At 37.3% G+C, this 26,115-nt stretch carries 35 protein-coding genes and 5 tRNA genes; 23 read left to right on the forward strand and 17 right to left on the reverse strand.

Annotated features, from left to right (window positions below):
- Positions 1-17: 17 nt before the first annotated feature.
- Complete coding sequence (locus tag BUA97_RS10790; RefSeq protein WP_072997879.1) at positions 18-917, reverse strand: DUF6427 family protein; 900 nt, start codon at positions 915-917, stop codon at positions 18-20.
- A 42-nt stretch (positions 918-959) separates the two neighbouring features.
- On the opposite strand from BUA97_RS10790, the gene BUA97_RS10795 reads away from it, so the two are divergent.
- Complete coding sequence (locus BUA97_RS10795) at positions 960-1,193, forward strand: hypothetical protein (RefSeq protein ID WP_072997880.1); 234 nt, start codon at positions 960-962, stop codon at positions 1,191-1,193.
- A gap of 79 nt (positions 1,194-1,272) precedes the next feature.
- Here the strand turns inward: BUA97_RS10795 and BUA97_RS10800 are convergent, their stop codons facing one another.
- From BUA97_RS10800 to BUA97_RS10820, 5 genes are all read right to left on the reverse strand, one after another.
- On the reverse strand, positions 1,273-1,713 hold the full coding sequence (locus BUA97_RS10800) for a universal stress protein (protein ID WP_072997882.1): 441 nt from the start codon (positions 1,711-1,713) through the stop codon (positions 1,273-1,275).
- Between the two features lie 124 nt (positions 1,714-1,837).
- Positions 1,838-2,446, reverse strand: a complete 609-nt coding sequence (locus tag BUA97_RS10805) for a fumarylacetoacetate hydrolase family protein (protein WP_072997884.1) — start codon at positions 2,444-2,446, stop codon at positions 1,838-1,840.
- 12 nt (positions 2,447-2,458) lie between these two features.
- Positions 2,459-2,830, reverse strand: a complete 372-nt coding sequence (locus BUA97_RS10810; RefSeq protein WP_072997885.1) for a DMT family protein — start codon at positions 2,828-2,830, stop codon at positions 2,459-2,461.
- 11 nt (positions 2,831-2,841) lie between these two features.
- Positions 2,842-3,606 carry a 3'-5' exonuclease gene (locus BUA97_RS10815; protein WP_072997886.1) on the reverse strand — a complete coding sequence of 255 codons (765 nt, stop codon included), beginning with the start codon at positions 3,604-3,606 and terminating at the stop codon, positions 2,842-2,844.
- Between the two features lie 94 nt (positions 3,607-3,700).
- Positions 3,701-4,414, reverse strand: coding sequence for a CDP-alcohol phosphatidyltransferase family protein (locus BUA97_RS10820; protein WP_072997888.1), 714 nt, complete (start codon positions 4,412-4,414; stop codon positions 3,701-3,703).
- A 49-nt stretch (positions 4,415-4,463) separates the two neighbouring features.
- Here BUA97_RS10820 and BUA97_RS10825 point away from each other — a divergent pair, with 49 nt between their 5' ends.
- From BUA97_RS10825 to rplL, 18 genes are all read left to right on the forward strand, one after another.
- A complete protein-coding gene (locus BUA97_RS10825; RefSeq protein ID WP_072997891.1) occupies positions 4,464-6,383 on the forward strand; it encodes an LTA synthase family protein in 1,920 nt (639 codons plus the stop codon).
- Between the two features lie 167 nt (positions 6,384-6,550).
- Positions 6,551-6,970 (forward strand): DUF2147 domain-containing protein, encoded by a 420-nt coding sequence (locus BUA97_RS10830; protein ID WP_072997894.1) that lies wholly within the window; start codon positions 6,551-6,553, stop codon positions 6,968-6,970.
- Positions 6,971-7,165: 195 nt separating this feature from the next.
- Positions 7,166-8,149 (forward strand): pyruvate dehydrogenase complex E1 component subunit beta, encoded by a 984-nt coding sequence (locus tag BUA97_RS10835; RefSeq protein ID WP_072997896.1) that lies wholly within the window; start codon positions 7,166-7,168, stop codon positions 8,147-8,149.
- Between the two features lie 305 nt (positions 8,150-8,454).
- The gene (gene rpsU / locus BUA97_RS10845; RefSeq protein ID WP_027384137.1) at positions 8,455-8,652 is read left to right on the forward strand and encodes a 30S ribosomal protein S21; all 198 of its coding nucleotides are present in this window, start codon (positions 8,455-8,457) and stop codon (positions 8,650-8,652) included.
- A 76-nt stretch (positions 8,653-8,728) separates the two neighbouring features.
- Positions 8,729-9,631, forward strand: coding sequence for a tyrosine-type recombinase/integrase (locus tag BUA97_RS10850; protein ID WP_072997900.1), 903 nt, complete (start codon positions 8,729-8,731; stop codon positions 9,629-9,631).
- A 40-nt stretch (positions 9,632-9,671) separates the two neighbouring features.
- Positions 9,672-9,962 (forward strand): HPF/RaiA family ribosome-associated protein, encoded by a 291-nt coding sequence (locus BUA97_RS10855; protein WP_072997902.1) that lies wholly within the window; start codon positions 9,672-9,674, stop codon positions 9,960-9,962.
- A gap of 119 nt (positions 9,963-10,081) precedes the next feature.
- Positions 10,082-10,155, forward strand: a tRNA-Thr gene (locus BUA97_RS10860).
- Positions 10,156-10,170: 15 nt separating this feature from the next.
- Positions 10,171-10,251: transfer RNA gene (locus BUA97_RS10865), tRNA-Tyr, on the forward strand.
- A 77-nt stretch (positions 10,252-10,328) separates the two neighbouring features.
- Positions 10,329-10,401 (forward strand) — tRNA-Gly (locus BUA97_RS10870).
- A 39-nt stretch (positions 10,402-10,440) separates the two neighbouring features.
- Positions 10,441-10,512, forward strand: a tRNA-Thr gene (locus BUA97_RS10875).
- Positions 10,513-10,712: 200 nt separating this feature from the next.
- A complete protein-coding gene (gene tuf / locus BUA97_RS10880) occupies positions 10,713-11,924 on the forward strand; it encodes an elongation factor Tu (protein WP_027384134.1) in 1,212 nt (403 codons plus the stop codon).
- Between the two features lie 52 nt (positions 11,925-11,976).
- A tRNA-Trp gene (locus BUA97_RS10885) sits at positions 11,977-12,047 on the forward strand.
- Between the two features lie 12 nt (positions 12,048-12,059).
- Complete coding sequence (gene secE / locus BUA97_RS10890) at positions 12,060-12,266, forward strand: preprotein translocase subunit SecE (RefSeq protein WP_072997903.1); 207 nt, start codon at positions 12,060-12,062, stop codon at positions 12,264-12,266.
- A gap of 17 nt (positions 12,267-12,283) precedes the next feature.
- Positions 12,284-12,826 (forward strand): transcription termination/antitermination protein NusG, encoded by a 543-nt coding sequence (nusG, locus tag BUA97_RS10895; RefSeq protein ID WP_072997905.1) that lies wholly within the window; start codon positions 12,284-12,286, stop codon positions 12,824-12,826.
- 209 nt (positions 12,827-13,035) lie between these two features.
- Positions 13,036-13,479: a 50S ribosomal protein L11 gene (gene rplK, locus BUA97_RS10900; protein WP_072997906.1), complete on the forward strand. Its 444-nt coding sequence runs from the start codon at positions 13,036-13,038 to the stop codon at positions 13,477-13,479.
- Between the two features lie 11 nt (positions 13,480-13,490).
- The gene (gene rplA, locus BUA97_RS10905) at positions 13,491-14,183 is read left to right on the forward strand and encodes a 50S ribosomal protein L1 (protein WP_072997908.1); all 693 of its coding nucleotides are present in this window, start codon (positions 13,491-13,493) and stop codon (positions 14,181-14,183) included.
- A 16-nt stretch (positions 14,184-14,199) separates the two neighbouring features.
- Complete coding sequence (rplJ, locus tag BUA97_RS10910) at positions 14,200-14,805, forward strand: 50S ribosomal protein L10 (protein WP_072997910.1); 606 nt, start codon at positions 14,200-14,202, stop codon at positions 14,803-14,805.
- Between the two features lie 48 nt (positions 14,806-14,853).
- A complete protein-coding gene (gene rplL, locus BUA97_RS10915; RefSeq protein ID WP_072997912.1) occupies positions 14,854-15,222 on the forward strand; it encodes a 50S ribosomal protein L7/L12 in 369 nt (122 codons plus the stop codon).
- A gap of 168 nt (positions 15,223-15,390) precedes the next feature.
- Here the strand turns inward: rplL and infC are convergent, their stop codons facing one another.
- From infC to BUA97_RS10955, 8 genes are all read right to left on the reverse strand, one after another.
- A complete protein-coding gene (gene infC, locus BUA97_RS10920; RefSeq protein WP_072997914.1) occupies positions 15,391-15,921 on the reverse strand; it encodes a translation initiation factor IF-3 in 531 nt (176 codons plus the stop codon).
- Between the two features lie 72 nt (positions 15,922-15,993).
- The gene (gene thrS / locus BUA97_RS10925; protein ID WP_072997916.1) at positions 15,994-17,931 is read right to left on the reverse strand and encodes a threonine--tRNA ligase; all 1,938 of its coding nucleotides are present in this window, start codon (positions 17,929-17,931) and stop codon (positions 15,994-15,996) included.
- Positions 17,932-18,087: 156 nt separating this feature from the next.
- Positions 18,088-18,585 (reverse strand): hypothetical protein, encoded by a 498-nt coding sequence (locus BUA97_RS10930; RefSeq protein ID WP_072997918.1) that lies wholly within the window; start codon positions 18,583-18,585, stop codon positions 18,088-18,090.
- A gap of 142 nt (positions 18,586-18,727) precedes the next feature.
- Positions 18,728-18,907: a hypothetical protein gene (locus BUA97_RS10935; protein WP_072997920.1), complete on the reverse strand. Its 180-nt coding sequence runs from the start codon at positions 18,905-18,907 to the stop codon at positions 18,728-18,730.
- Between the two features lie 13 nt (positions 18,908-18,920).
- Positions 18,921-19,532 carry a DUF4230 domain-containing protein gene (locus BUA97_RS10940; RefSeq protein WP_072997922.1) on the reverse strand — a complete coding sequence of 204 codons (612 nt, stop codon included), beginning with the start codon at positions 19,530-19,532 and terminating at the stop codon, positions 18,921-18,923.
- Positions 19,533-19,645: 113 nt separating this feature from the next.
- Complete coding sequence (locus BUA97_RS10945; RefSeq protein ID WP_072998603.1) at positions 19,646-20,188, reverse strand: TlpA family protein disulfide reductase; 543 nt, start codon at positions 20,186-20,188, stop codon at positions 19,646-19,648.
- Positions 20,189-20,295: 107 nt separating this feature from the next.
- The gene (locus BUA97_RS10950; protein WP_072997924.1) at positions 20,296-20,763 is read right to left on the reverse strand and encodes a pyrophosphohydrolase domain-containing protein; all 468 of its coding nucleotides are present in this window, start codon (positions 20,761-20,763) and stop codon (positions 20,296-20,298) included.
- A gap of 84 nt (positions 20,764-20,847) precedes the next feature.
- Positions 20,848-21,987, reverse strand: coding sequence for an acyl-CoA dehydrogenase family protein (locus tag BUA97_RS10955; RefSeq protein WP_072997926.1), 1,140 nt, complete (start codon positions 21,985-21,987; stop codon positions 20,848-20,850).
- Between the two features lie 120 nt (positions 21,988-22,107).
- Here BUA97_RS10955 and BUA97_RS10960 point away from each other — a divergent pair, with 120 nt between their 5' ends.
- The 4 genes from BUA97_RS10960 to BUA97_RS10975 all read left to right on the forward strand — a co-directional run bounded on the left by BUA97_RS10960 (position 22,108) and on the right by BUA97_RS10975 (position 24,087).
- A complete protein-coding gene (locus tag BUA97_RS10960) occupies positions 22,108-22,620 on the forward strand; it encodes a ribonuclease domain-containing protein (RefSeq protein ID WP_072997928.1) in 513 nt (170 codons plus the stop codon).
- Positions 22,621-22,736: 116 nt separating this feature from the next.
- Positions 22,737-23,024, forward strand: coding sequence for a barstar family protein (locus BUA97_RS10965; RefSeq protein WP_072997931.1), 288 nt, complete (start codon positions 22,737-22,739; stop codon positions 23,022-23,024).
- A complete protein-coding gene (locus BUA97_RS10970; protein ID WP_072998605.1) occupies positions 23,014-23,463 on the forward strand; it encodes a GNAT family N-acetyltransferase in 450 nt (149 codons plus the stop codon). Before BUA97_RS10965 ends, BUA97_RS10970 begins: the two co-directional genes overlap by 11 nt.
- A gap of 120 nt (positions 23,464-23,583) precedes the next feature.
- A complete protein-coding gene (locus tag BUA97_RS10975) occupies positions 23,584-24,087 on the forward strand; it encodes a DinB family protein (RefSeq protein ID WP_072997933.1) in 504 nt (167 codons plus the stop codon).
- Between the two features lie 45 nt (positions 24,088-24,132).
- On the opposite strand, the gene BUA97_RS10980 is transcribed toward BUA97_RS10975, so the two are convergent.
- From BUA97_RS10980 to BUA97_RS10990, 3 genes are all read right to left on the reverse strand, one after another.
- Positions 24,133-24,375 carry a hypothetical protein gene (locus BUA97_RS10980; RefSeq protein ID WP_139258302.1) on the reverse strand — a complete coding sequence of 81 codons (243 nt, stop codon included), beginning with the start codon at positions 24,373-24,375 and terminating at the stop codon, positions 24,133-24,135.
- A gap of 152 nt (positions 24,376-24,527) precedes the next feature.
- A complete protein-coding gene (locus BUA97_RS10985) occupies positions 24,528-24,860 on the reverse strand; it encodes a 2Fe-2S iron-sulfur cluster-binding protein (protein ID WP_072997937.1) in 333 nt (110 codons plus the stop codon).
- Between the two features lie 118 nt (positions 24,861-24,978).
- On the reverse strand, positions 24,979-26,031 hold the full coding sequence (locus BUA97_RS10990) for an NAD(P)/FAD-dependent oxidoreductase (RefSeq protein WP_072997939.1): 1,053 nt from the start codon (positions 26,029-26,031) through the stop codon (positions 24,979-24,981).
- Positions 26,032-26,115 lie beyond the last annotated feature (84 nt).

Consider the following 26,115-nt stretch of genomic DNA (forward strand, 5'->3'; position numbering starts at 1 on the left):
ATCTAGGTTTTTAAAATTTATGCAAAAGTAATTATTTTAAATATGGCAAGAGTAAAGACGATCACCCAAAGTCCGATTTCCTGCATCCAGTATTTCGGGAGAAAACGCAGCATACGACTGATAATGATGCTTGAAGGTAAAGCAAGAAGTAAAAGATATTCATAATCCGTTCCCATGTAAAATATAATGGTAATCAGTTGTGCAAGGGAAAATATCAGGACAAAAGTATATTTGTATCGGCTGATCGGGCTTTTTTCATTGTAATGTTTGAAATGGTCTGATATGGAAAATATCAGCATAAGAGCTATTGGAATCAGAATATATAAAGGATAGTAGGAGTCCATGATTTCAAATTTCCCGTTAAAGGGTAAGTAAGTCCTGTCCCAGGTGGTGTAATGAATGAGATACATTAATCCGAAATAAGATAGTAAAATCAATAAAACCCCAAAAATCAGTCTGAAGATATTGAGCCCGATTCTTCCTGATGTCCCGATAATATGGAAAATCACAAAAACACCCATCGGCCAGCTTGGCGGAAAAACCAGATAATTGAAAGCCAGAATGGAACCGACCAAAACAAAGGCACTTTTCCGTAGATAGTCATCCTGACTGGTGAGAATCAATAATATAATGGCACTTGTAACAAAAGTAATAGCCAAGCCTCTGTCCAGGTTTCCGGAATAAAAACAAATCACAAAAGCGGTATAGAGAAAAAGGGGAAGATGCGAAAACTGGTTCAGAGCAATTTTGTTGAATAAAAAATATCCCAGGCTGATTCCCAAGAAAGTAATGCTTGTGGAAAAGTAATCTATGTTTCTGAAATCTAAAAGATTAAGTGATAGAAATATCAGGAACAAGATGCCGATGTAAACCGGAACAGAAAAAATATTGCTTTCTTTAGAAAGTAATCGAAACATTTTTTATAAATTTGTGCAAAGTTAATTTAAAAAAAGAAAAAGATGACATCTTTCTGGTTAGCATTGAGCGCAGCTTTCAAATGGTCTTTCGGTTTTTTTGACCTTGCAGGTAATGTTCTTAATTGGATTCTGTTCCTTGTAGCTGCAGGTTTTTTCTGCTATTGGTGCTACATTTTGGTAGTGACTTTAGGAGCTCAAAAGGACGAAGATTATTTTTCGCCAACAGAAGGCAAACATCCATACTACGATCCAAAGATCTACAAAAACGAAGGTTAAATAAATTGATTATATTTAATAAAAAACCCGTCTTGTTATAAAACGAGACGGGTTCTTTTATTTTTATGATATACAATTCTTATTCATCATGACAAGGAACCACCAAAACAGGAATTTTGGATTTTCTGGTGATTTCTTTTGTAAGGCTTCCGATGAAAACATCATAAACACCGCTTCTGCCATGTGATCCGACAACAATATAATCTGCGTCTTTTTCTTCAGCAAACTCCAGGATTGTATCGCCTGCAATTCCTTGCTTCAGAATATGACTACAGTTCACGCCCTGAGAAATAACGCGCTGTTCTAATTTATTAAGTTCTTTTAGTTCGAATTTGATTTCATTTTCTTCCACTTCCGGAAAGTACTGAAAACCTATATCGCCAATCACAAATCCTATATCAGTAGCGGCTACATGAATCAAGGCAATTTCAGCATTGACATCTTTCGCAAAACCAACAGCAAAGTCTACAAGTTTATCAGAACTGTCGGAAAAATCTACAGGTAAAATAATTTTTTTCATAATAGACATTTATTATATTTTTGAAGCAAAAATTCAGCCATTAGCGAAGTTATAATAAAAACTTGATAATAATCAACTTTTAATTTTAAATATGTATTAATAACAATTTATAAGTCCTAAAACGTTACTGTATTTTCAGACTGAATAGCTTTATGTCTTCCAAAAAGGCTTCCAGAAAATCATTTTCAGACACCCTGTCCACACCTTTTGGCGTTCCTGTAAAAATAAGATCACCGACTCTCAGCGTAAAATATTGAGAAACAAACGCAATAATATCATTAAAGCTGAAAATCATGTCTTTTGTATTCCCACTCTGGACTTGTTCATTATTCTTTGTTAATGAAAAATTCAGATTCTGCAAATCATAATTCGCTTTTGATACGAAATCCGAAATGACTGCAGAACCGTCAAAACCTTTTGCCAATTCCCAGGGCAGACCTTTGTTCTTGAGCTTGGTCTGAAGATCCCGTGCAGTAAAATCAATTCCGAGACCGATCTCATCATAATGTTTTCCTGCATTTTCCTTTTGGATGTATTTTCCTCCTTTTGATATTTTTAATACCACTTCCAGCTCATAATGAACATCGTCTGAAAAGTTGGGAATATAAAAATCAGAACCTTTTTTCAGGACAGCTGTATCAGGCTTCATAAAGATGACCGGATCTTCCGGAACTTCATTTCCTAATTCTTTGGCATGTTCGCTATAATTTCTTCCTATGCAGATGATTTTCATATGGATAATTGATTATTTTTTAAAAATAAAATAAACGGCTAGGATCAAGAAAACAAACCCGATCAGATGATTAATCCGGAAGCTTTCTTCCTTGAAAAATACGATGGTAAAAATTGTGAAAACCGTTAGCGTAATCACTTCCTGCATTACTTTCAGTTGCCAGAGGTTGAATGGGCCGCCATTTTCTTTGAAGCCTATACGATTGGCCGGAACCTGAAAACAGTATTCGAAAAAAGCAATTCCCCAGCTGATGAAAATGACAGAAACCAATCCGAGATTGTGAAACCAGTCCATTTGCTTGAATTTCAAATGGCCGTACCAGGCCAATGTCATAAATATATTAGAAACGACCAGTAAAGTCACTGTCAATACTATTTTGCTCATAATTTGTGATGTTAAAATCTTGACTTTAGTTGGATCTTTGTGAAGATTTTCTTGGTGTATAATGGGAAATCAGCACTTTGAAGCCAGCCGTAATATCCCAAATCTTTTTGGAAAACATCTTTCACTTTCTGGCCTTTATATTTTCCAAAAGCAAAAATTTCCTGGTTATTATCGTCAAAATGGATCATCCCGGCAAGATCAGCAAACTTATTCTGAGTAGAAAAGTCGCTCAGCTCGGCAATCTCATTCGGGACATCCTCATATTTTTCCACCTGCGCATCCAGAACTTCGAAAGTTGCCATCACATCTGCTTCTGCAGAATGGGCATTCTCCAAAGTTTTTCCGCAATAAAACTGATAAGCCGCACCAAGATTTCTAGGTTCCTTTTTGAAAAAAATGGTTTGTGCATCTACGAATCTGTGTTTGCTGAGGTCAAAATCCACGTCGGCTCTGAGCATTTCTTCTGCCAAAACGGGAATATCAAAACGATTGGAATTGAATCCGCCCAGGTCAGAATCTTTTATCATTTCCATCACTTTCGGAGCAATCTCACGAAAAGTCGGCGAGTCTGCAACATCCTTATCATAGATCCCGTGGATCGCAGAAGATTCTGTCGGAATCGGCATTTCAGGATTCACTTTCCATGTTTTGCTTTCTCTGGATCCGTCAGGAAACACTTTCAGAATACAGATTTCTACGATCCTGTCTTTTCCGATGTTGGTCCCTGTAGTTTCCAGGTCGAATATGCAAAGCGGCTTATATAGTTTTAAATTCATTTTTTATAGTTGTAAATTATTAGTTATGGATTATTAATGAAGAGTGAATAATTAAGTATTGTGATTGTTTTTTCATATCACTAATAATTCATAATTATTTAAGTTGTTTTTGAAACATAAGTGAGATCAGAATATAGTAGATGATTACTAAAGGAATTCCCACTGTTTTGAAAATCAATAAAATAAAGATCCCGCCGATTAATAAAACTAATTTTGGATAATTATCTTTTAATTGTTTTGATTTGAATTTCATGGCGATCATTTTGATCGGAGAGATCAGTAACCAGGAAGAAAGTGCTGTGAAAACCAACAGATAAATTTTATTGTCAAGGAGAAAGCCGAATGTGCCGGTTTCCTTAAAAGCATAGAAAAATCCGAAGATCAAAATGGTGTTACTTGGCGTGTTCAAGCCTTTGAAGTAGTATTTCTGATCGTCGTCCAAATTGAAAATTGCCAATCTGAGACAGGAAAAAAGTGTAATCACAAAACCGAAATATTTAATTTCAAGAGGTAATTCTGATCCAAAAAGCTGCTTACCAAAAGGTTCAAGCATTTTCATCATCGCAACACCCGGTAAAAATCCGAAACTTACCATGTCTGCCAAAGAATCCAGTTGTCCGCCAAGATTGCTGCTGGATCTAAGAGCACGTGCGACGAAACCATCAAAAAAATCGAGGATCAAAGACATGATAATGCAAATCGCAGTAGTCTGATAATCGCCTGAAAGCAAATGAACAACTCCAACACAACCGGAAAAAAGATTGCCCAAAGTCAACGCGTTGGCGAGATTATTTTTTATGAAATTCATAACACAAAAATAGTAAAAACTAATACAAGGAAAAGTTTAATTTTGCAAAATGAAGAATTGGAGAGGGCAAGAAATTTTAGCCTTGATTTACAGACTTTTTTTGGTTTTTTTCTTTTATCAGATTGCAAGATTATTGTTTTGGCAGTTCAATCAGGAATTGATAAAAGTAGATGGAATTTCAGAATATTTTAAATTATCATATTACGGAACTGCGTTTGACACGACAGCAATTCTCTATGTGAATGCAGTTTTCATTCTGTTGAGTTTCATTCCGATCGTTATCAATACGAAAAAAAGTTATCAGAAATTTCTGTTCTATTGGTATTTCATAACTAATGGAATTACTTATGCATTCAATTTTGGCGATATTATTTATTACAGGTTCAGTCAGGCGAGACTGACTTCTGCTGCACTGGACGTTGGGAAACATGAAAATAATCTGGGAAAGGTATTTTGGAATTCAGTTTTGCAGCATCCTTTTGTTTTTATTTGGTTTGCGGTAATATTGATCCTTTGGATTTTTCTTTACAAAAAAGTAAAAGTAAAAGAAGAGAAACCTCAAAATCTTATCATTTATTTTGTTACATCAGTCATTAATCTGTGCCTGATTGCGGTTTTGACGGTTGGCGGAATCCGGGGTGATTTCAAACATTCTACAAGACCGATTAATCTTGTGGATGCGAATAAGCATGTCGACAACCCACAGCAGGCAAATCTGGTTCTGAATTCTGTTTTCTCTTTTTTCAGAACGATGAATACCAATAATTTTAAGCTCGTCCATTTCGTAGATGAAAAGTTTATTGAAAAAGAAATCAAGCCATACAAATTATATCAGCGCAATGTGGAGCCAAAGCCCAATGTTGTTATTTTCATTATGGAAAGCTTTGCCAGGGAATATTCCGGTGCTTTTAACAGGCAGAATAACATCAAGGATTTCGTTTCCTATACACCTTTTTTAGATAGTCTTGCAGATCAGAGCCTGATCTTCAACAATGCATTTGCGAACGGACGACAGTCTATCCATGGGATGAGTTCCGTGTTGGCAGGCATTCCAAGCTTGACAGATGCTTTCACAAGTTCTCCTTATTCTAATCAGAAAATCCAGTCTATTGTTTCTGTCTGTAATGATATGGGCTATGACACGAGTTTTTATCACGGTGCACCGAATGGTTCGATGGGATTTCAGGGATTCGGAAATATCCTTGGATTCAAGCATTATTATGGCAAAACGGAATATAACAATGATGAAGATTTTGATGGGATGTGGGCAATTTGGGATGAACCCTTTTTTCAGTATTTTGCAAAAAATACAGGAAAGAAGCAGCCGTTCATGGCGACATTGTTTTCAGCATCTTCTCATGATCCTTTCAAAGTTCCGGAAAAATATCAGAATACGTTCAAGCCCGGTCCGTTACAAATCCACGTTCCGATACAGTACACAGATTATGCTTTGAAAAAGTTCTTTCAGACAGCAAGTAAAAAACCATGGTACCGGAATACGATTTTCGTGATAACTGCGGATCATACCAACCAGGTCTATTATCCCGAATATCAGAAAACAATCAATCGTTCTGCAATCCCGATACTGTTTTTTTCACCTGATCCAAAATATAATCTGAAAGGTGTAGATAACAGATTTGCACAGCAGATCGACATCTATCCGACATTGGCTGACCTGATCGGGTATAATAAAAAAATCAGGAGCTGGGGAAGAAGCCTGGTTTCCGACAGGGATGAAGATTATATGATCGTAAATTCAGATGCTATTAACGAACACATGATTATAGGAAACTACACGTATGTGTTTGATGGAAAGGACGTCACGGGCATCTATGATAAAGCTGATCTGGAACTATCCAAAAATCTTCTGAATCAAAAAATAAATGCAGAGCAGAAATTGGGAATCGAGAAAACCAAAGCCTGGTATCAGGATTATATGGACAGGGTAATTAATAGAAAATTATATTAATAACTGTTTAATTGCCAAATAATCTGTGAATTGCTATGATTTATGCTTCGGATAATAAAAAATACTTGTTTGTTTAAAATAAATTTATATTTTTAACAATGTTAATTTAACGTTAACAATAATCCATTATCAAAAACAAAAACAAAAACAACTTAAAATAAAAGACAATGAACAAAGTATTATTATCATTTGCCTTATTATTCATCGGCGTTCTTTCATTCGCACAGATCGAAGGAAAATGGAAAACTATAGATGATGAAACCGGAAAAGCGAAATCTATTGTGGAAATTTGGAAAAAAGCTGACGGTAAATATTACGGAAAGATTTCTCAATTGCTTATAAAACCGGAAAATGCCAATTGCGTAGCCTGTAAAGATGACCGTAAAAACAAACCTTTGGTTGGTCTTGAGATTATCAGAGGTCTTTCAAAAGATGGAAATGAGTTTACTGGAGGAACAATCACAGATCCTAAAAAAGGTAAAACTTATAAATGTACGATTACTAGAGATGGTGATAAACTAAATGTAAGAGGTTATCTGGGCATTTCTCTATTAGGTAGAGATCAGACATGGCAAAAAGTTGATTAAGCAAAAATTATGATAAAAAGCAGGCTTCCGATCGGAAGCCTTTTTTGTTATGCAAATAATAAAAAAATTAATACTTTTGTATTTCGAAATTCTAAACTAGCGGTTGAATGAAAAACCATTGTTAAAAATTCTTGAGATACAGGACTACAACGATGCGTTTTCCGTCTGACCATTAAAAATAATAATTATTAACAAATGAAAGAACATACATTTCGTGAAGTAATTGCTCAGGCGATGAGCGAAGAAATGCGTAAAGACGAATCCATATTTCTAGTAGGAGAGGAGGTTGCAGAATACAACGGTGCTTACAAAGCTTCCAAAGGAATGCTGGACGAGTTCGGTGCAAAAAGAATCATCGATGCACCGATTGCCGAGCTTGGCTTTACCGGTATCGCTGTTGGTGCTGCCATGAATGGTAATCGCCCGATTGTGGAATTTATGACATTCAACTTCTCGATGGTTGCAATCGATCAGATTATCAACAACGCAGCAAAAATCTACCAGATGAGTGGCGGACAATGGAACTGCCCGATTGTTTTCCGTGGGCCCACTGCTTCTGCAGGTCAGCTGGGAGCAACACATTCACAGGCTTTCGAAAGCTGGTATGCCAACTGTCCGGGACTGAAAGTTGTGGTGCCTTCTAACCCTTATGATGCAAAAGGACTTTTAAAGACGGCAATCCAGGACAATGATCCTGTGATCTTTATGGAGTCTGAGCAGATGTATGGAGATAAAATGGAGATTCCGGAAGAAGAATATTATATCCCGATCGGGAAAGCAGATATCAAAAAAGAAGGTAAAGATGTGACTTTGGTTTCTTTCGGTAAGATTATGAAGCTGGCTTTGCAGGCTGCTGCTGATCTGGAAAAAGAAGGCATTTCTGTAGAAGTGATTGATCTCAGAACAGTTCGCCCGCTGGATTATGACACCGTTTTGGAATCCGTTAAAAAGACCAACCGCTTGGTGATTCTGGAAGAGGCGTGGCCATTTGCGTCAGTTGCATCAGAAATCACCTACATGGTTCAGCAAAAAGCATTCGATTATCTGGATGCGCCAATCAAGAGAATCACAACACCGGATGCATCGGCACCATATTCCGCACCGTTATTTGGAGAATGGTTCCCGAAACTGGAAAAAGTGAAAGAAGAAATCAAAAAAGCAATGTACATCAAAGCATAATTATAACTCCCGGATTTATTCGGGAGTTTTTATTTGATTTCTGGGTTTTTTGAATTTGTTTTTTGGAGCTAATCCCGCTTTTCGTTGCAATCTTTTTTGCATGTCCTTTTCGGATTTCCAGAACCCGAAGACCATGCAAAAAAGGATTTCCACTGCAATAGGGGCTAGTGATTTTGTCCTGGATCAACAATTAAGATAGAAATGCCAATGAGGCTTTGTTAAATTTATTTATTAAAATAAAAGCGGAAAAATTTGCAGATTAATAAAATATTCATATTTTTGCACCTCAAAATGAGATGTAAAATATGTTAATAATTCCAGTAAAAGACGGAGAGTCTATCGACAGAGCTTTAAAAAAGTACAAAAGAAAATTTGATAAAACAAGAGTTGTAAGAGAGCTTAGATCCAGACAACAATTCATCAAGCCTTCTGTAACTTTGAGACAAGCGAAACTAAAAGCAGCTCACAAACAAAGAAACTTGAGCAAAGAAGAACAGGCTTAAGTTCTTTTTTAGCAAAAAATAATAAAAATCACTTCCGAATTTCTATATTTGGAAGTGATTTTGTATTTGTATATATATGATAGAAAGATTCCTGGAGTACATTGAAGTAGAAAAAAGATATTCTCCACACACAGTCACCAACTACAAAAAAGATTTATCTGATTTTTCAGACTTTGTCCTGAATACAGAGTCCTCTGCAGGTATCATTCATATTCATAAAAAGGTGATTAAGAATTTTATTGTAGAGCTTAGTCAATCTGGTCTTAGCAAAAGAAGTATCAATAGGAAATTATCAACACTGCGTAGTTTTTATATATTCATGCTTCGCATTGGAGAAATTGAGGTCTCACCGATGGAAACTATCACTTCATTGAAATTTTACCCGGAGAAAAGGATTCCGTTTTCTGAAGACGAAATGGAAATGATGAAAACAGAGGTGGAAGAAAAAGGACAGATGACACTTTTGGATAAACTTATTATCGAAATGCTTTACCAAACAGGAATCCGTAAATCTGAACTCTGTAACCTTTTGCTGTCAAATGTGGATTTTTCAAAAAAAGAAATTCTGGTAATCGGGAAGGGAAACAAAGCGAGGGTGATTCCCGTATCTGATGATTTGGTATCGGACATGCAAACATATTTGGATATCAGAATGCCGGATTCAGAAAACAAACATTATTTTTTCGTTAATAAAAAAGGAAAAAAACTCGGTGAAAAGTTTGTGTATCTGGTCGTTAATAAGTACTTTAGTGTAGTCACTACCAAACAAAAAAGGAGTCCCCATATCCTGAGACATACTTTTGCAACCCACGTTCTTAATGGCGGTGCAGAGATTTCTAAAGTTCAGAAAATAATGGGGCATTCCAGTTTGGCAAGTACACAAGTGTATACAAGTGCAAATATTGAACAGCTGAAAAAAGCTTATAGTAATGCACACCCGAGAGAAAGAAAAACTGAAAATGATAATAATATGGAATAAACTCTACATTTTAATTGTTTAACCGTTTAAATTACACGTTATGAAAATTACGATTCACACCGTGGGTGTTACACCTCACGAACCATTGAAAGAAAGAATTGAGAAAAAATTAAGTAAACTGGAGACCTTTTATGATAAAATTGTGGAGACTGCAGTCTATCTGAAAGTTGAAAATACATCCGATAAAAATAATAAGACCACTGAGCTGGTAGTGAAGATTCCGGGCAATGATATAGTTGTGAAAAAGACTTGTTCCAGCTTTGAAGAAAGTTTGGACGAAAGTGTTGAGACTGCTAAGAAACTGTTAATCAAGAAAAAAGAATTAGCGTAATAAAATAATTGAAATTTTTTTATTAAAATATTTGTAGATTTCAAAAAAGTATCTCATATTTGCACTCGCAAAACGGAAATAACCGCAGCGCAGAAAGAGAGTTCTTTTGAAATCTATTTGCCTCCATAGCTCAGCTGGCCAGAGCACGTGATTTGTAATCTCGGGGTCGTGGGTTCGAATCCCTCTGGAGGCTCTAATATAAAATATCGGGGAGATACCAGAGCGGTCAAATGGGGCTGACTGTAACTCAGCTGCTTCGGCTACGTAGGTTCGAATCCTGCTCTCCCCACTTTTATATTATTTGCAAATTCAAAAAAATAGTTTTAGATTTGTAAACGTTTACCAACAATTAGGAAACAAAAAATTGCGAAAGTAGCTCAGTTGGTAGAGCGTCAGCCTTCCAAGCTGAATGTCGCGGGTTCGACCCCCGTCTTTCGCTCAAAGATCACAAACCGTACGGAATGTGATTTTTTTTTAGGCCGACTTAGCTCAGGGGTAGAGTGCTTCCTTGGTAAGGAAGAGGTCACGGGTTCAAATCCCGTAGTTGGCTCAAGAAGTCCTGAAGAAATTCAGGATTTTTTTTGGAATCATTTTTATGTTAGATTTAATGTAAGTTTGTAATTTCGGCCTAGTCAATACGTAACCAGTTTCAAATTATTAATTTTTATCTAAAATAATTTTTGATATTTAAAAATTCATTATATTTGCAGACCGAAAAAAACAATATTAAATAAATTAAATATTAAAATCATGGCAAAGGAAACGTTTAATCGTTCAAAACCACACTTGAACATTGGTACTATTGGTCACGTTGACCATGGTAAAACTACACTTACTGCAGCTATTTCTGCTGTATTAGCGAGCAAAGGTCTTGCTGAGAAAAAAGATTTCTCTGCTATTGACTCTGCTCCAGAAGAAAAAGAAAGAGGTATTACTATTAATACTGCTCACATCGAGTACGAAACTGAAAAAAGACACTATGCTCACGTTGACTGTCCAGGTCACGCGGATTATGTGAAGAACATGGTAACAGGTGCTGCTCAGATGGACGGTGCTATCGTTGTATGTGCTGCTACAGACGGACCTATGCCTCAAACTAGAGAACACATTCTGCTTTGCCGTCAGGTAAACGTACCTAGAATTGTTGTTTTCATGAACAAAGTTGATATGGTGGATGATCCAGAATTATTAGAGCTTGTTGAAATGGAATTGAGAGACCTATTGTCTACTTACGATTTTGACGGTGATAACTCTCCAGTAATCCAAGGTTCTGCACTAGGAGCTCTTACTGCTGCTACTGCTGCTACAGTTGATACTGAAGATAAATGGTTCAAATCTGTTGAAGAATTGATGGATGCTGTTGATACTTGGATCGAGCAACCACCAAGAGATACAGATAAGCCTTTCTTGATGCCAATCGAAGACGTATTCTCTATTACAGGTAGAGGTACTGTTGCAACTGGTAGAATCGAGGCTGGTGTTATCAACACTGGAGATCCGGTTGATATCGTTGGTATGGGTGATGAAAAATTGACTTCTACTATTACAGGAGTTGAGATGTTCAGAAAAATCCTTGACAGAGGTGAAGCTGGAGATAACGTAGGTCTATTGTTGAGAGGTATTGAAAAAACTGACATCAAGAGAGGTATGGTTATCGCTAAGAAAGATTCAGTTAAGCCGCACAAAAAATTCAAAGCTTCTGTTTATATCCTTTCTAAAGAAGAAGGTGGACGTCACACGCCATTCCACAACAAATACCGTCCTCAGTTCTATGTAAGAACTACTGACGTTACAGGTGAGATCTTCTTGCCAGAAGGTGTAGAAATGGTAATGCCTGGTGATAACTTGGAGATCACTGTAGAATTGCTACAACCAATCGCTCTTAACGTAGGTCTTAGATTTGCTATCAGAGAAGGAGGTAGAACAGTTGGTTCTGGTCAGGTAACTGAAATCCTAGACTAATCATCTTAATATAATTAAAGTTCCGTAAGGAAGCTTACGGAACTTTTAATCTACGGGCATCGTCCAATGGTAGGATACCGGTCTCCAAAACCGTTGATCTGGGTTCGAATCCTAGTGCCCGTGCAAAATTAAAATATGAGCTCATTAATTAATTTTTTAAAAGGTTCTTATACAGAATTTAAAGATAAAGTAGAATGGCCTAAATGGCCGGATCTGCAATCTTCTACGATTGTTGTATCCATCTCTACTGTAATCCTTGCTTTATTTACGTTTGGAGTAGATTCTTTATTCAGTGTAACAATTAAGAATTTTATAGCGACGTTTATTAATCTATTCAATTAATCCAAATTACTTTCCCTATGAGCGATATGAAATGGTATGTGCTGAAAGCTGTTAGCGGACAGGAAAATAAAGTGAAGAACTACATCGAGAACGAGATCCAGCGACTAGGCATGGATGCTTACGTAACTCAGGTGGTGATTCCGATGGAAAAAGTGATACAGATCAGAAACGGAAAAAAAGTCCCAAAGGAGAAGCCTTATTATCCAGGTTATCTGATGGTGGAAGCTAACCTTATAGGCGAAGTTCCTCATGTTATTAAAAATATACCAGGTGTAATTTCATTCCTTAGTCTTACGAAAGGCGGTGAACCTGTTCCAATGAGAAAATCTGAAGTTAACAGGATGCTTGGAAGAATGGATGAGCTTTCTGAATTTGCTACAGATGTTGAGATTCCTTTTATTGTTGGAGAAAATGTGAAAGTTATTGATGGACCCTTCAATGGCTTCAATGGGACAATTGAAAAAATCCTTGAAGATAAAAAGAAAATCGAAGTTTCAGTTCTTATCTTCGGTAGAAAAACACCAATGGAATTAAGCTATATGCAAGTCGAAAAAGTATAATCTACTTATCATAAAATCTAAAGGCTTTTCAATTAATTTTGAAAAGCTTTTTTTATTAAGGTAAATAAAATTAAAATATTTGGTTGTAGGTTAAAATTTTATTCTTATTTTTGCAAACTGAAAAGTGGGTTTCTTATGTGAGAATAGATAACCCACTGAATAATAAATGCTTCCAAATTCATTAATTATTCAAATTTAAAAAACAAAAAATGGCTAAAAAAGTCTTTAAAATGGTAAAACTTCAGGTGAAAGGTGGCGCTGCCAACCCTTCTCCACCAGTAGGTCCAGCTTTGGGTTCTGCAGGTGTGAACATCATGGAGTTTTGTAAACAATTCAACGGTAGAACTCAGGATAAGCCTGGTCAGGTTTTGCCGGTAGTTATCACGGTGTATGAAGACAAATCTTTTGAATTCATCATCAAAACCCCTCCGGTAGCGATCCAATTGCTGGATGCTGCGAAACTAAAAGGTGGATCTGGAGAACCTAACAGAAATAAAGTAGGTGCTGTATCTTGGGCTCAAATTCAGAAAATTGCTGAGGACAAAATGGGAGACCTTAACTGCTTTACTGTAGATTCAGCTCTTTCTATGGTTGCAGGTACTGCTAGATCTATGGGATTAAGAGTAACAGGAACTAAACCAACTAACGCTTAAAACTTAGAGAAATGGCAAAATTAACGAAGAAGCAAAAAGAAGCTTTAAGCAAAGTAGAAAAAAACAAAATTTACAATCTTGACGAAGCTTCTGCTTTGGTAAAAGAAGTGAATTTCGCAAAGTTTGACGCATCTGTAGATATCGCTGTCAGACTAGGTGTAGATCCAAGAAAAGCAAACCAGATGGTAAGAGGTGTTGTATCTCTTCCTCACGGAACAGGGAAGGATGTTAAAGTTCTTGCTTTGGTAACTCCGGATAAAGAAGCAGAAGCTAAAGAAGCTGGTGCTGATTATGTTGGTCTTGATGAATATTTGCAAAAGATTAAAGAAGGCTGGACAGATGTTGACGTTATCGTTACCATGCCGGCTGTTATGGGTAAACTAGGTCCATTGGGTAGAGTTTTGGGACCAAGAGGTTTGATGCCAAACCCTAAGTCTGGAACAGTAACTATGGAGATCGGTAAGGCTGTAACTGAAGTGAAATCAGGTAAAATCGATTTCAAAGTAGATAAATATGGTATTATCCACGCAGGTATCGGAAAAGTATCTTTTGATGCTGCTAAAATTAAAGAAAATGCTCAGGAGCTGATCCAGACATTAATCAAATTGAAGCCGACTGCTGCAAAAGGAACTTATGTGAAGAGCATCTATTTGTCTTCTACAATGAGCCCGGGAATTGCAATTGATACTAAATCTGTTAACTAATTTTAATCCTAAGACAATGACAAAAGACCAAAAAGTTGTAGCAATACAAGAGATCAAAGATTTGCTTCAGGATGCAAAAGTAGTTTATGTAGCAGATCTTGAAGGTTTGAACGCTGCCAAATCATCTGACTTCAGAAGACAGGCTTTCAAACAGAATATCAAAGTGAAAGTGGTGAAAAATACACTTTTGCAAAAAGCAATGGAGCAAATTGATGGCGTAGATTTCTCAGAAATGTTCCAAACTTTCAAAGGAAACTCTGCTGTGATGATCGCTGAAACGGCAAATGCTCCGGCAAAATTAATCAAAGACTTCAGAAAGAAAGAAGAGAAGCCGGCACTGAAGTCTGCTTTTGTTCAGGAAACCTTCTATGTTGGTGACAATAACCTTGAGACTTTGGTTAACATCAAGTCAAGAGAAGAAATGATCGGTGAAATCATCGGATTGCTTCAGTCTCCTATCCAAAGAGTGGTTTCTGCTCTACAAAACAAACCGGAAAGTGTTGAAGCCAAAGCGGAAGAAGCTGCACCTGCAGTAGAAGAAGCTAAGGAAGAAACACCGGCTGCTGAAGAAGCTCCAGAAGCATCTGCAGAAAGCACAGAGGAAACTCCAAGTGCCGAATAATTACACTCAAAAAAATAGATAAATAATCAACAAAAAAACATTACAACAATGTCAGATTTAAAAAATTTAGCTGAAACGCTAGTAAACTTAACAGTAAAAGACGTAAACGAATTAGCTGCTATCCTTAAGGATGAGTACGGAATTGAGCCAGCTGCTGCTGCAGTAGTAGTTGCTGCAGGTGGTGCAGGTGAAGCTGCTGAAGAAAAAACAGAATTCGATGTAATTCTTAAGTCTGCAGGTGCTTCTAAATTGGCTATCGTTAAATTGGTAAAAGATTTAACCGGTGCTGGTCTTAAAGAGGCTAAAGATATCGTAGACGGTGCTCCAGCTCCAATCAAAACTGGTGTGTCTAAAGACGAAGCTGAGGCTCTTAAGAAGCAACTTGAAGAAGCTGGTGCTGAAGTAGAATTGAAATAATTTCAGTTTTATATAAACTCAAAATCCCGATCATAAGATTGGGATTTTTTTTAGAAATAACTTATCGATTGTTCAAGTATTTGAACTGATAATTTTGTCAGCATAGTAGGCATAAAAAACCCTCAAATTATTAATTTGAGGGTTTTTTCTTTATGAAAGATGTTGTTTCTATTTAGCGGGCTTCTTAGGGCTCATCATCATAATCATTCTCTTTCCTTCTAGCTTAGGAAGCTGATCTACTTTTCCAACGTGTTCCAGATCCTGAGCCAGTTTCAGAAGAAGAATTTCTCCCTGATCTTTGAAAATAATAGAACGTCCTTTGAAGAAAACATAAGTTTTCAGTTTAGAACCTTCTTCCAAGAATTTTTCAGCATGTTTTTTCTTGAATTCATAATCATGATCATCAGTTTGAGGACCAAATCTGATCTCTTTAACAACCACTTTTACTTGTTTCGCTTTTAATTCTTTTGTTTTTTTCTTTTGCTCGTAAAGGAATTTTTTATAATCCAGAATACGGGAGATGTAAGGTTCTGCTTTGTCAGAAATAACAACTAGATCTAATTCCTGATCTCTCGCTATTTCCAAAGCTTTTGCCAACGGATAGACTCCAGGTTCTACATTTTCTCCAACCAGACGAACTTCCCTTGCCCGGATTTTGTCGTTGATCTGATGAAGGTCTTCCTGGACTGGACGTCTCATCGGACCTCTGCTGTTGTTTCTTTTTAGTGCTATGGTTTTAAAATTTTAAAATTAATAATCAATGATTAAGGTTTAGTTTCCTAGTTCGAATGTCGGCTTTGCCTGTTCCTTAAAGTAAGTAATAAAAGCATCTATTGACATCTCTCCAAGGTCGCCTTCGCCTCTTCTTCTAACAGAAATTGTACCGTTCTTTTCCTCATTTTCGCCCACTATGAGCATAAAAGGAAGTTTTTTCAATTCGGCATCCCGAATTTTCTTTCCGGTTTTTTCGTTTCTGTCGTCTATCAAACCACAAATATCGTGATTTTCCAATAATTGTGAAACTTTTTTTGCATAATCTCCAAACTTTTCACTGATCGGCAAAATCGTAAATTGTTCAGGGCTCAGCCAAAGTGGGAAATCGCCAGCGGTATTTTCAATAAGAATTGCGATAAAACGTTCCATAGAACCGAATGGCGCTCTGTGGATCATCACAGGTCTGTGCTTTTCATTATCGCTGCCATTATACCAAAGGTCAAATCTTTCCGGTAAATTATAATCTACCTGAATCGTTCCAAGCTGCCAGCTTCTTCCCAAAGCATCCTTTACCATAAAATCCAGTTTGGGACCGTAAAAAGCGGCTTCGCCATATTCAGTTACAGTTTTCAGTCCTTTTGATTTGGCCGCAGTAACGATAGCATTTTCAGCTTTCTCCCAGTTCTCGTCAGAACCAATATATTTTTCTCTGTTTTCTGGATCTCTCAATGAGATTTGCGCTGTAAAATCAGCAAAACCTAATGAACCGAAAACATACAATACCAGGTCAATTACTTTCTCAAATTCCTGCAACAGTTGGTCTGGCGTACAGAAAAGGTGAGCGTCATCCTGAGTAAATCCACGAACTCTGGTTAAGCCATGCAACTCTCCGGACTGCTCATATCTGTAAACGGTTCCAAATTCTGCATAACGTTTCGGGAGATCTTTATAAGACCATTGTTGGGCTTTATAAATCTCGCAGTGGTGCGGACAGTTCATTGGTTTCAACAAGAATTCTTCACCTTCATTCGGAGTTTTGATGGGTTGAAAACTGTCTTCGCCATATTTCTCCCAGTGTCCGGAAGTGATGTACAATTCTTTTGCGCCGATGTGCGGAGAAATTACAAATTCATAACCTTGTTTTTTCTGAGCTTTGGAAAGAAATTCTTCCAGTTTTTTTCTAAGAGCTGCACCTTTTGGCAACCAAAGCGGAAGACCTTGTCCCACTTTATCGGAGAACGCGAAAATACCCAATTCTTTCCCCAGTTTTCTGTGGTCTCTTCTTTTAGCTTCTTCAAGTCTTTCAAGATATTCAGCCAATTCTTTTTGTTTAGGGAAAGAGATTCCGTAAACTCTTGTAAGCTGAGGATTTTTCTCATCACCTCTCCAATAAGCGCCAGCTGCATTTAGAATCTTAACTGCTTTCACAATTCCTGTTGAAGGGATGTGCCCACCTCTACAAAGATCTGTGAAGTTATCGTGTGTAACAAAAGTGATCTCGCCGTCAGGAAGATTTTCAATCAGTTCAGTTTTGAAAGGATTGTCTGCATATTCTTTCAGGGCATCAGCTTTAGAAACTTCACGCAGATTGAAAGTTGAATTTTTCTTAGCATTTTCTAAGATTTTCTTTTCTAATTTCTCAAAGTCTTTTTCAGACAAAGGTTCTCCTCCGAAATCTACATCGTAGTAGAATCCATTGGCGATAGCAGGTCCAATTGTTAACTTTGCGTTAGGATAAAATTCCATAATCGCCTGAGCCAGCAAGTGAGCAGATGAATGCCAGAATGCTTTTTTCCCCATATCGTCATTCCACGTCAAAAGCTGCACTGTAGAATCCTCCGTAATCGTCGTATCTACTTCTGTCTGTTTTCCGTTTACGACGGCAGAAATGGTGTTTCTTGCCAAACCGTCACTGATACTCTGTGCAACCTGTAGTGGAGTAACTGCTCCTTCATATTCTCTGATGCTGCCATCAGGAAGTGTAATTTTTAGCATAATGGTTTAAAAATAATGTCTGCAAATTTACGAAATAATAAGAGATCAACAACGCGATTATTTTGCATTTCAATTAATTAAATATTAAAAAAATAAGGACTGAAATTTTTCAGCCCTTATCACTATGTAAAGTTATATGTCAGGATGTGATTGGTTTTAGTCTTTTTTACCCTGAGAATCCATTTCGTCAGACATCCCTTTTTCCGGTCTGTAAGCATCCGCTCTTTCGTCGGTAAAATAGAGATCATTTTTTGCTTTGGCAATAATTCTTGCTCTTGTCGATTCGGAAATGGGATATTCTTTGTGCCGATCAGGATATTTGTCTGCGAGGTAACCCCTTGTTTTTTCTTCAACGTCGATCGCGCCATTATTGTCCAGAATTGCTTTTGCAGCATTGGCATCATCTTCTGTTTCGGCATAGACAGTGATGGTGTTGCTGTCGATACTGGCATACTCGTAGCGGTCTTTTTCCACTACATCTCTGTCAAATAGCCAGTCAAAGAAGCTCGCTTTTCTGTCCGTGTCTATCTTTTCTAGAGCTTCCACTTCAGATCGTGAAATCGTATAATCATACAAACCTGCGTCTTCCAGTTTTTGGACTACATCTCTGCTTTCGGTTTCGTTGGGAAAAATCCCGATAATTGTGTAAGACATAATAATATTTTTTGGTGATTAATATTGGTTATGAAGTTATAAACAAAAACTATGGCAGAAGCTTGTGAAAGCTTTATTTTAACGTAATTTTAAGATTTATAAATAAAAAATCCTTTCAAAAACTGAAAGGATAACTATTTTATTATTTGTCTGTATTCTCTGTTTTACCGTCTTTATTGATTTGCGAACTTTTATCAATGTCTTTTTTATCAATATCAGGCGGATTTTTCTTGTCAGATGCAGCAGGAATATTTTTGAAATCTTCATTCTGCTTTTTATTTTCTGCAGAATTGCTGTTTTCGGTTTTTTTATCAGGATTCATAACTTTATTTTTTTTATAATTCGGCGGAAGAAAACGTATTTGTTTTGTCTTCTATCGAATAATGCAAGGCTTTTGCCAAAACAAAAATTTCGGTAAGATTTTCTTTCAGCTGTTTCTTACTTTCCTGTTTCAACTGTTCCTGATTTACACTTTTTGACATATTTTTCTTGGCTGATTCCATAATGCCGTTGATATCACTTTGCTTGAACCTGTTAACAGCATAATCATCCATAAAATGAATTTTCACATCCGGGAAAATCTTGATTTCAGGTTGAGGCAATTCATCAATAATTACTTTTTTACTGACTGTATCGACATCAATTTTCATTTTTTTCAAATCGTAGGAAACCTGTGCTTTCGCCGTTGTGTAAAGTACCATTTCTCGCGGCAATATATCGAATCCTGCAATTTTTGCAGCAGAACTTTTATGCGTTTGAAAACTGGAAAAATCCTGTTCCAGAACTACCATTTTATTCATTTTCTGGATTTGATTGGTGATCAGATAATAATCCTGATTAACCATAGCGGCTTCATCTTTTTTATTGCAGCTTCTCCAGGACAGGAAAACAAAAACTGTGAGAATGATTCCGAAAACAAAGGAAAGTAAGCCAGTATATTTATTCATTGGTTTAGAATTTATCAGCGATGTTTAAACTTATTAAAGACACTTAGACAAGCTCAGTGTGACATCTCTAATACTAAAAGTATTGTTAGTTTGAGGCTTTCGAAATTTTTAAACTATTTAAACAAACCTGAGTTGTCTTTTTTCAGAATGTTAAGCAAATCTCTTTCCAAATATCCTGATTCCGGCATTTCTGTGATTCTTCCGATTTCTTTGCCATATTTTTTGACGATGATGGTAGGTACTCTGGTTATGTTGTAAAGTCCTTCTTCGCCTGCCGGAGATTCTTTTTTTCGGTTCACAGCTATGATCTGCATTTTATCTGTATTGTATTTCAAAGCGTCCAAAATCTTAATCAATCTCGGAAATTCTCTGTGACTGTCTTCGCACCAGCTGCCGACAAAAACAACCAAACTATAAGAATTAAGTTTTTCTTTTTTCAATTCAGTCAGACTTGTTTGGTCAATCTGATAACGGTTGTACTCTTCATCAAACCAGATTTTAAAAGGCTCTTTTCGGAATTGATCCAGCGTCTGAGTTCCAAGTAACATTTTGCCGTCATTTTTGGATTCTACTTCCCGATTTACAATGACTCTTTCTGCGCAGGAATTAATGGCTGTCAATGTGACGATTCCTAATAATATTGAGATTTTTTTCATTTTATTTTTTTTACCACAAGGTTCACGAAGTTTTTGCACAAAGGGCGCAATTTCAAAACTTAATACTTTCATTTGTGAGCCTGATGAAATTTTTTTGTCTATTGTGGTTACTTATTAATAATGTCTTTTAAATCCGCAGCAGAATAATATTTGTTCTTCAGAACCTTGTTGTCAGCTACTCTGTGAACATTGTATTTTTCGCCAGATTTTTCATAATAGGCATCGGTTCCTTTGGCTTTGTAGAATTCTACTGTTTCCTGAGCCTGAACTTCGTTATCACAAGCTTTGGACATATTAGAACGCTGAACTTCATTGAAAAGTTCCACGAACTTTTCTCCCAAACCAAATTCCAAAACAGCACCGCTCAAAACATACTGCAAATCGCAAAGCGCATCAGCCACTTCCACAAGGTCATTATCTTCAATCGCTTTTTTCAACTCGTCTAATTCCTCTTGTAAAAGGCTGACCCTCAAAGCTGCACGTTCTTTCGACGGAATCTGAGGTGTGTCAAGAATTGGAGCGTTGAAGGTTTTGTGAAATTCGGCTACCTGATTCAGGCTATCTAATTTTTCCATTATTTTTCTAAAATTTTAACAAATATAAAAAATGCCGTCAAAGGAGACAGCATTTATAAAACTTTAATATTTTAATTTTTGATTCTAACCACAAATATCCCTCCCAATCACCAATCTCTGGATTTCAGAAGTTCCTTCGCCAATTGTACACAATTTAGAATCTCTGTAGAATTTCTCTACTGGGAAATCTTTCGTATAACCATATCCACCGAAGATTTGAACTGCATTGTTAGAAATTCTGACACAAGCTTCTGAAGCATATAATTTTGCCATTGCACCTTCTCGTGTCATTTTTTGTTTAGCATTTTTCAGGTCAGATGCTCTTCTGATTAATAATTCCGATGCATCAATTTCTGTTGCCATGTCCGCCAGCATAAAGTTAACCGCCTGGAAACTAGAAATCGATTTTCCGAATTGGTGTCTTTCCTGAGCATATTTCAAAGCCGCTTTGTATGCGCCTCTCGCAATTCCTAAACTCAAAGCTGCGATAGAAATACGACCGCCATCCAAAATTTTCATTGCCTGTTTGAAACCGCTTCCAACTTCTCCCAATCTGTGAGAGTCCGGAACACGAACATTGTCAAAAATCAATTCAGCAGTTTCGGAAGCTCTCATTCCTAATTTATTTTCCTTTTTACCGGAAGTAAAACCTGCCATTCCTTTTTCCAAAACAAACGCTGTAGAATTATTTTTTGCGCCTTTTTCTCCCGTTCTTGTCATTACAACTGCAATGTCTCCGGAAATAGCGTGTGTGATAAAGTTTTTTGCTCCATTGATAATCCAATCATCGCCGTCTTTTACAGCTGTGGTAGACATTCCGCCGGAGTCAGAACCTGTATTGTGTTCCGTCAATCCCCAGGCACCGATTACTTTTCCGGAAGCTAATTGTGGCAACCATCTTCTTCTCTGCTCTTCGTTTCCGAATTCATAAATATGATTCGTGCAAAGTGAATTGTGCGCCGCAACAGATAATCCGATAGAAGGGTCAACCTGAGAAATCTCGTCCAAAATGGTCACATATTCCTGATAGCCAAGACCGGAGCCGCCATATTCTTCAGGAATCACAATTCCCATAAAACCCAGTTCTCCCAACTGATGAAACAATTCTACAGGGAAAGTCTGGCTCTCGTCCCAATCCATAATGTTCGGGCGGATATTTTTTTCAGCGAAGTCTTTTGCCGTTTCGGCTATCATTTTTAAGTTATCCATCAGATCGGTATTCATAATTTTTATCTTTGTCGCCAAATATAGAAAAATTAGGCTTAGGACAAATTATTTTTAAAATTTGTTTTTTATGCTTTATGAATCGAGGTTTTCATTATTTTAGCGTAGAAATTTTCTTCAATGAATCCGAAACTAAAAACACTTATTTCTGTCTCAGTCGGAGCAATTATCGGAATACTGATAATGTATTTAATTTCGATTTATAAGATTGAAAAAAAATATGATGTTGAAAGTCGGAAGGATAAAGTTGAAAATGTGGATTTGAAATTGGATGAAAATTTTGAAATTCTTAAAGAAAATGAAAATCCGATTGCTGATCTGACAGATGCAGAAACAGTTATTTATTATGTAAAAACCAATCACAAAATTCCCGAATTTTACATCACAAAATCTGAAGCAAAAAGCAAAGGCTGGAATCCATCAAAGGGAAATCTTTGCGATGTTTTGCCAGGAAAAGCTATTGGCGGCGATAAGTTCAGCAATCGTGAAAAGCAATTGCCAAAAGGCGAACAATATTATGAAGCCGACGTTAATTACAATTGCGGAAACCGAGGCGCATACCGAATTGTCTTTACCAAAAATGGAGAGGTTTGGCTGACGAAAAACCATTATAAAAGCTTTGAAAAACAGTAAATAAAAAGGCTTCGAGAGCCTCAGGATGACAATATTGTATTTTTGAACATCTCAATATTATACCATTGTCATCCTGAGGCTCTCGAAGGAAATAAAAAAAATAAATTCCAATTAAAATGAAAGAAGTATACATAGACTTTATAAACATCGGAGATTACGAAGATTTTTATACAGAACTGAAATCAAAAATTAAATTGCCGGAATATTTCGGAGATAATCTGGATGCATTGTCTGATGTAATATCCGGTGGATTAGAAATGCCGCTTCACATCGAATTTGTGAATATGAGTGTTGACCAATTGGAGCTTTTCGAAGACCTATTGACAACCTTGGAAGATTTGGAAGATGAGGTTGAAGGTTTTACATTCACTTATTATCTTGAACAGTATGAAGATGAAGAATAATATAAAAAAGGCAACTCAGGAAGATTTGGTTCAGCTTTCACAATTGTTTGATGAATACAGAATGTTCTATCATAAAACTTCTGACATTTTAGGCGCAGAACAATTCATTTCCGAAAGATTAGAAAATGGAGATTCCGAAATATTTGTGGTGGAAGGGAATGGGAAATTGTGCGGATTTGTTCAGCTGTACCCATTGTTTTCGTCCACAAGAATGAAGAGGTATTGGTTACTGAATGACCTTTTCGTTAACTCAGAATATCGTGGAAAAGGTTTTTCCAAAGCTTTGATAGACGAAGCCAAAGAACTTTGCAGAGCCTCCAGCTCCTGCGGGATGTATCTGGAAACAGGAAAAGAAAACCTCATTGGTAATCAATTATACCCAGCCGCAGGTTTTAAAAAATATGATGAGGTGAATTTTTACGAATGGGAAGTTAATTAGAAATAATCAAGAGACAAATAAAAAAGACTCAGGTTTGAATGGCTTCGAGAGCTTCAGCCTGACGACGTTTCCCGTTCTGATAAACCTATCAACTATCAACCAACAACCAACAACTAAATTATGACCGATTTCGAAAAATATATACAACGCTATCTGGATATGGTTCCTTCGGAACATTGGATCGAGGAAATGAAAATTGTTTCAGACGAAACTTTACAGATCTATGAATCGCTTTCAGAGGAGCAAGGGAATTACGCCTATGCAGAAGGAAAATGGACTTTGAAAGTACTGTTACAGCATCTCATCGATACAGAAAAAGTCTTTGCTTATCGCGCTTTGAGGTTTTCCAGAAAAGACCAATCTTTGGTTTCGGGATTTGATGAGGAAGCTTGGGCTGATAATTCTTATGCAGACAGCCGAACTTTGAAAAGTCTGATTAAAGAATTTAAATTGACCAGAAAATTATCAGTCAAATTCTTTAAAACGCTTCCGGCAGAGGCCCTTCAGTTAATCGGAATTGTTAACGGAAATGATATCAAAGTGGAAACGATCGGGAAATTAACCGTTGGTCACAACATTCACCATTTGAATATTATTAAAGAAAGGTATTTGCCAGGTATGTAATTGTTAATGATGAAAAATAGACTGTCGTGGCTTGACATTATAAGGTTAATAAAAGATCATTTGGCCATTTTGCATTCCGGCAGTTTTACGATTTAACAGCTTCGCTAATCCGTTTTTTGTTAAAACAGTGTTTTCCCCATTCCATCGGCATCGGGATGCCGTCACGGAGTCTTCGGAACGCATCACAAAGTCTTCGGAAATCGTCGCGGATTTTTCGGAGTCCGTCATGAAGTTTTCGGAAGGCAAACCGAAGCGTTCAGACGGCAGAAGGGTGTCTTTCTGAAGCATCGCCGCCATTTCTGAGCTGCAATTGTTGATTAATCAAAAGGAAAATAGAAGAAAGCAGAGGCTCTCAGGAAATTAACCGTTGGTCACACCATTATCTGAACATTCATCAGCAAAGACATTGGCTGGATCTTATTTGTATCTGAGGATCATTTCTAATACTCCGGCGCAAGCTCAATAACTAGTCCTTCCAATTCATTCGTTACAGGAATCTGGCAGCCCAGCCTGCTGTTCGGCCTCACGTTGAAGGCTTCGGAAAGCATGGCATCTTCGTCCGGCAACATTTCTGGAAGTGGCACATTTTCGCTAAGAATATAGCACTGGCAAGAGGCGCACATCGCCATTCCCCCGCAGACGCCGATGGTGCCTTCCGGCGCCAGTTCGTAAGCACGGACAACCTCCATGATGCTCATCGCCATGTCCGTTGGTGCAGGGATGTTATGAGAAACGCCGTCTCTGTCTATGATGGTAATATTAACGTCTGACATAATGCAAAGATATGGGATAGATTTTAGACAATAAAAGTTAGAAGGCAGAAATTTTAATTTGGAAAAAAAAGAGGATTTCAAAAACCCTCTTTTATATGATCTGAATTTTAAATTCCTTTTAGTCGATAGATTTCACCACGGCTTTTTCCGCTTCTTTTCTGGTTCCGTCGAAACCGTCGATGCCGCTTACGGTGGTGTATTTGAGAACGAATTTTTTTCCGGGATTCAGTCGGTTATAGACACTCTGGCACATCAGTGTCGCTTCGTGGAAACCACATAGGATCAGCTTCAGTTTCCCGGGATACGTATTGATGTCGCCAATGGCGTAGATCCCTTCGATATTGGTTTGATAATCCAAAGCATTATTGACTTTGATGGCGTTTTTTTCGATTTCCAGTCCCCATTCAGCAAGAGGTCCCAGCTTTGGTGTCAATCCAAACAAAGGAATCAGATAGTCGGTTTCAAGAATTGATTTTTCGCCGTCTTTTTCGATTTCGATGCCGGTCAGAGTTTCTTCTCCTATTAATCCTGTTACTTCTGCAGGGGTGATAAGGTTGATTTTCCCCTGATGTTTCAGCTCTGTCACTTTTTCTACGGAGTCCAATGCACCGCGGAATTCATTCCTTCTGTGGATCAGTGTCACTTCAGAAGCAACATCCGCAAGGAAAACCGACCAGTCCAGAGCAGAATCTCCGCCACCTGCGATCACGATTTTTTTATCACGGAACATCTCCGGTTCTCTTACGAAATATTCGACGCCGTTTTCTTCATATTTTTCGATGTTTGCCAGCTCAGGCTTTCTTGGGTCAAAACTGCCCAGGCCTCCTGCTATTGCGATGGCTTTTCCTTTTACTTTTACGCCTCTGCTAGTCGTCACGATGAAGTCACCTTCTTCGGTTTTTTCATAGCTGACCGCTTTTTGTGCTAATGAGAACTGTGGTTCAAACTGTTTGATCTGCTCCATCAGATTATCCACCAGAACGCCTGCATCCACACTTGGAAATCCGGGGATGTCAAAGATGGGTTTTTTAGGATAAAGTTCTGTTAGCTGTCCGCCAGGCTGAGGCAGCGCATCAATCAGGTGGCATCTCAGTTTTAGTAATCCGGCTTCGAAAACAGCAAAAAGTCCAGTGGGACCTGCGCCTATTATAATGATATCTGTTTCAAACATTTATATAAATTTTTGGAAATGCAAATTTATGCAATAAATATGATTCTGGAAGGTTCTGAAGTATGATATTAATTAGTTGACGGG

The organism is Epilithonimonas mollis (assembly GCF_900142325.1).
In the GTDB taxonomy this organism is placed as follows: domain Bacteria; phylum Bacteroidota; class Bacteroidia; order Flavobacteriales; family Weeksellaceae; genus Epilithonimonas; species Epilithonimonas mollis.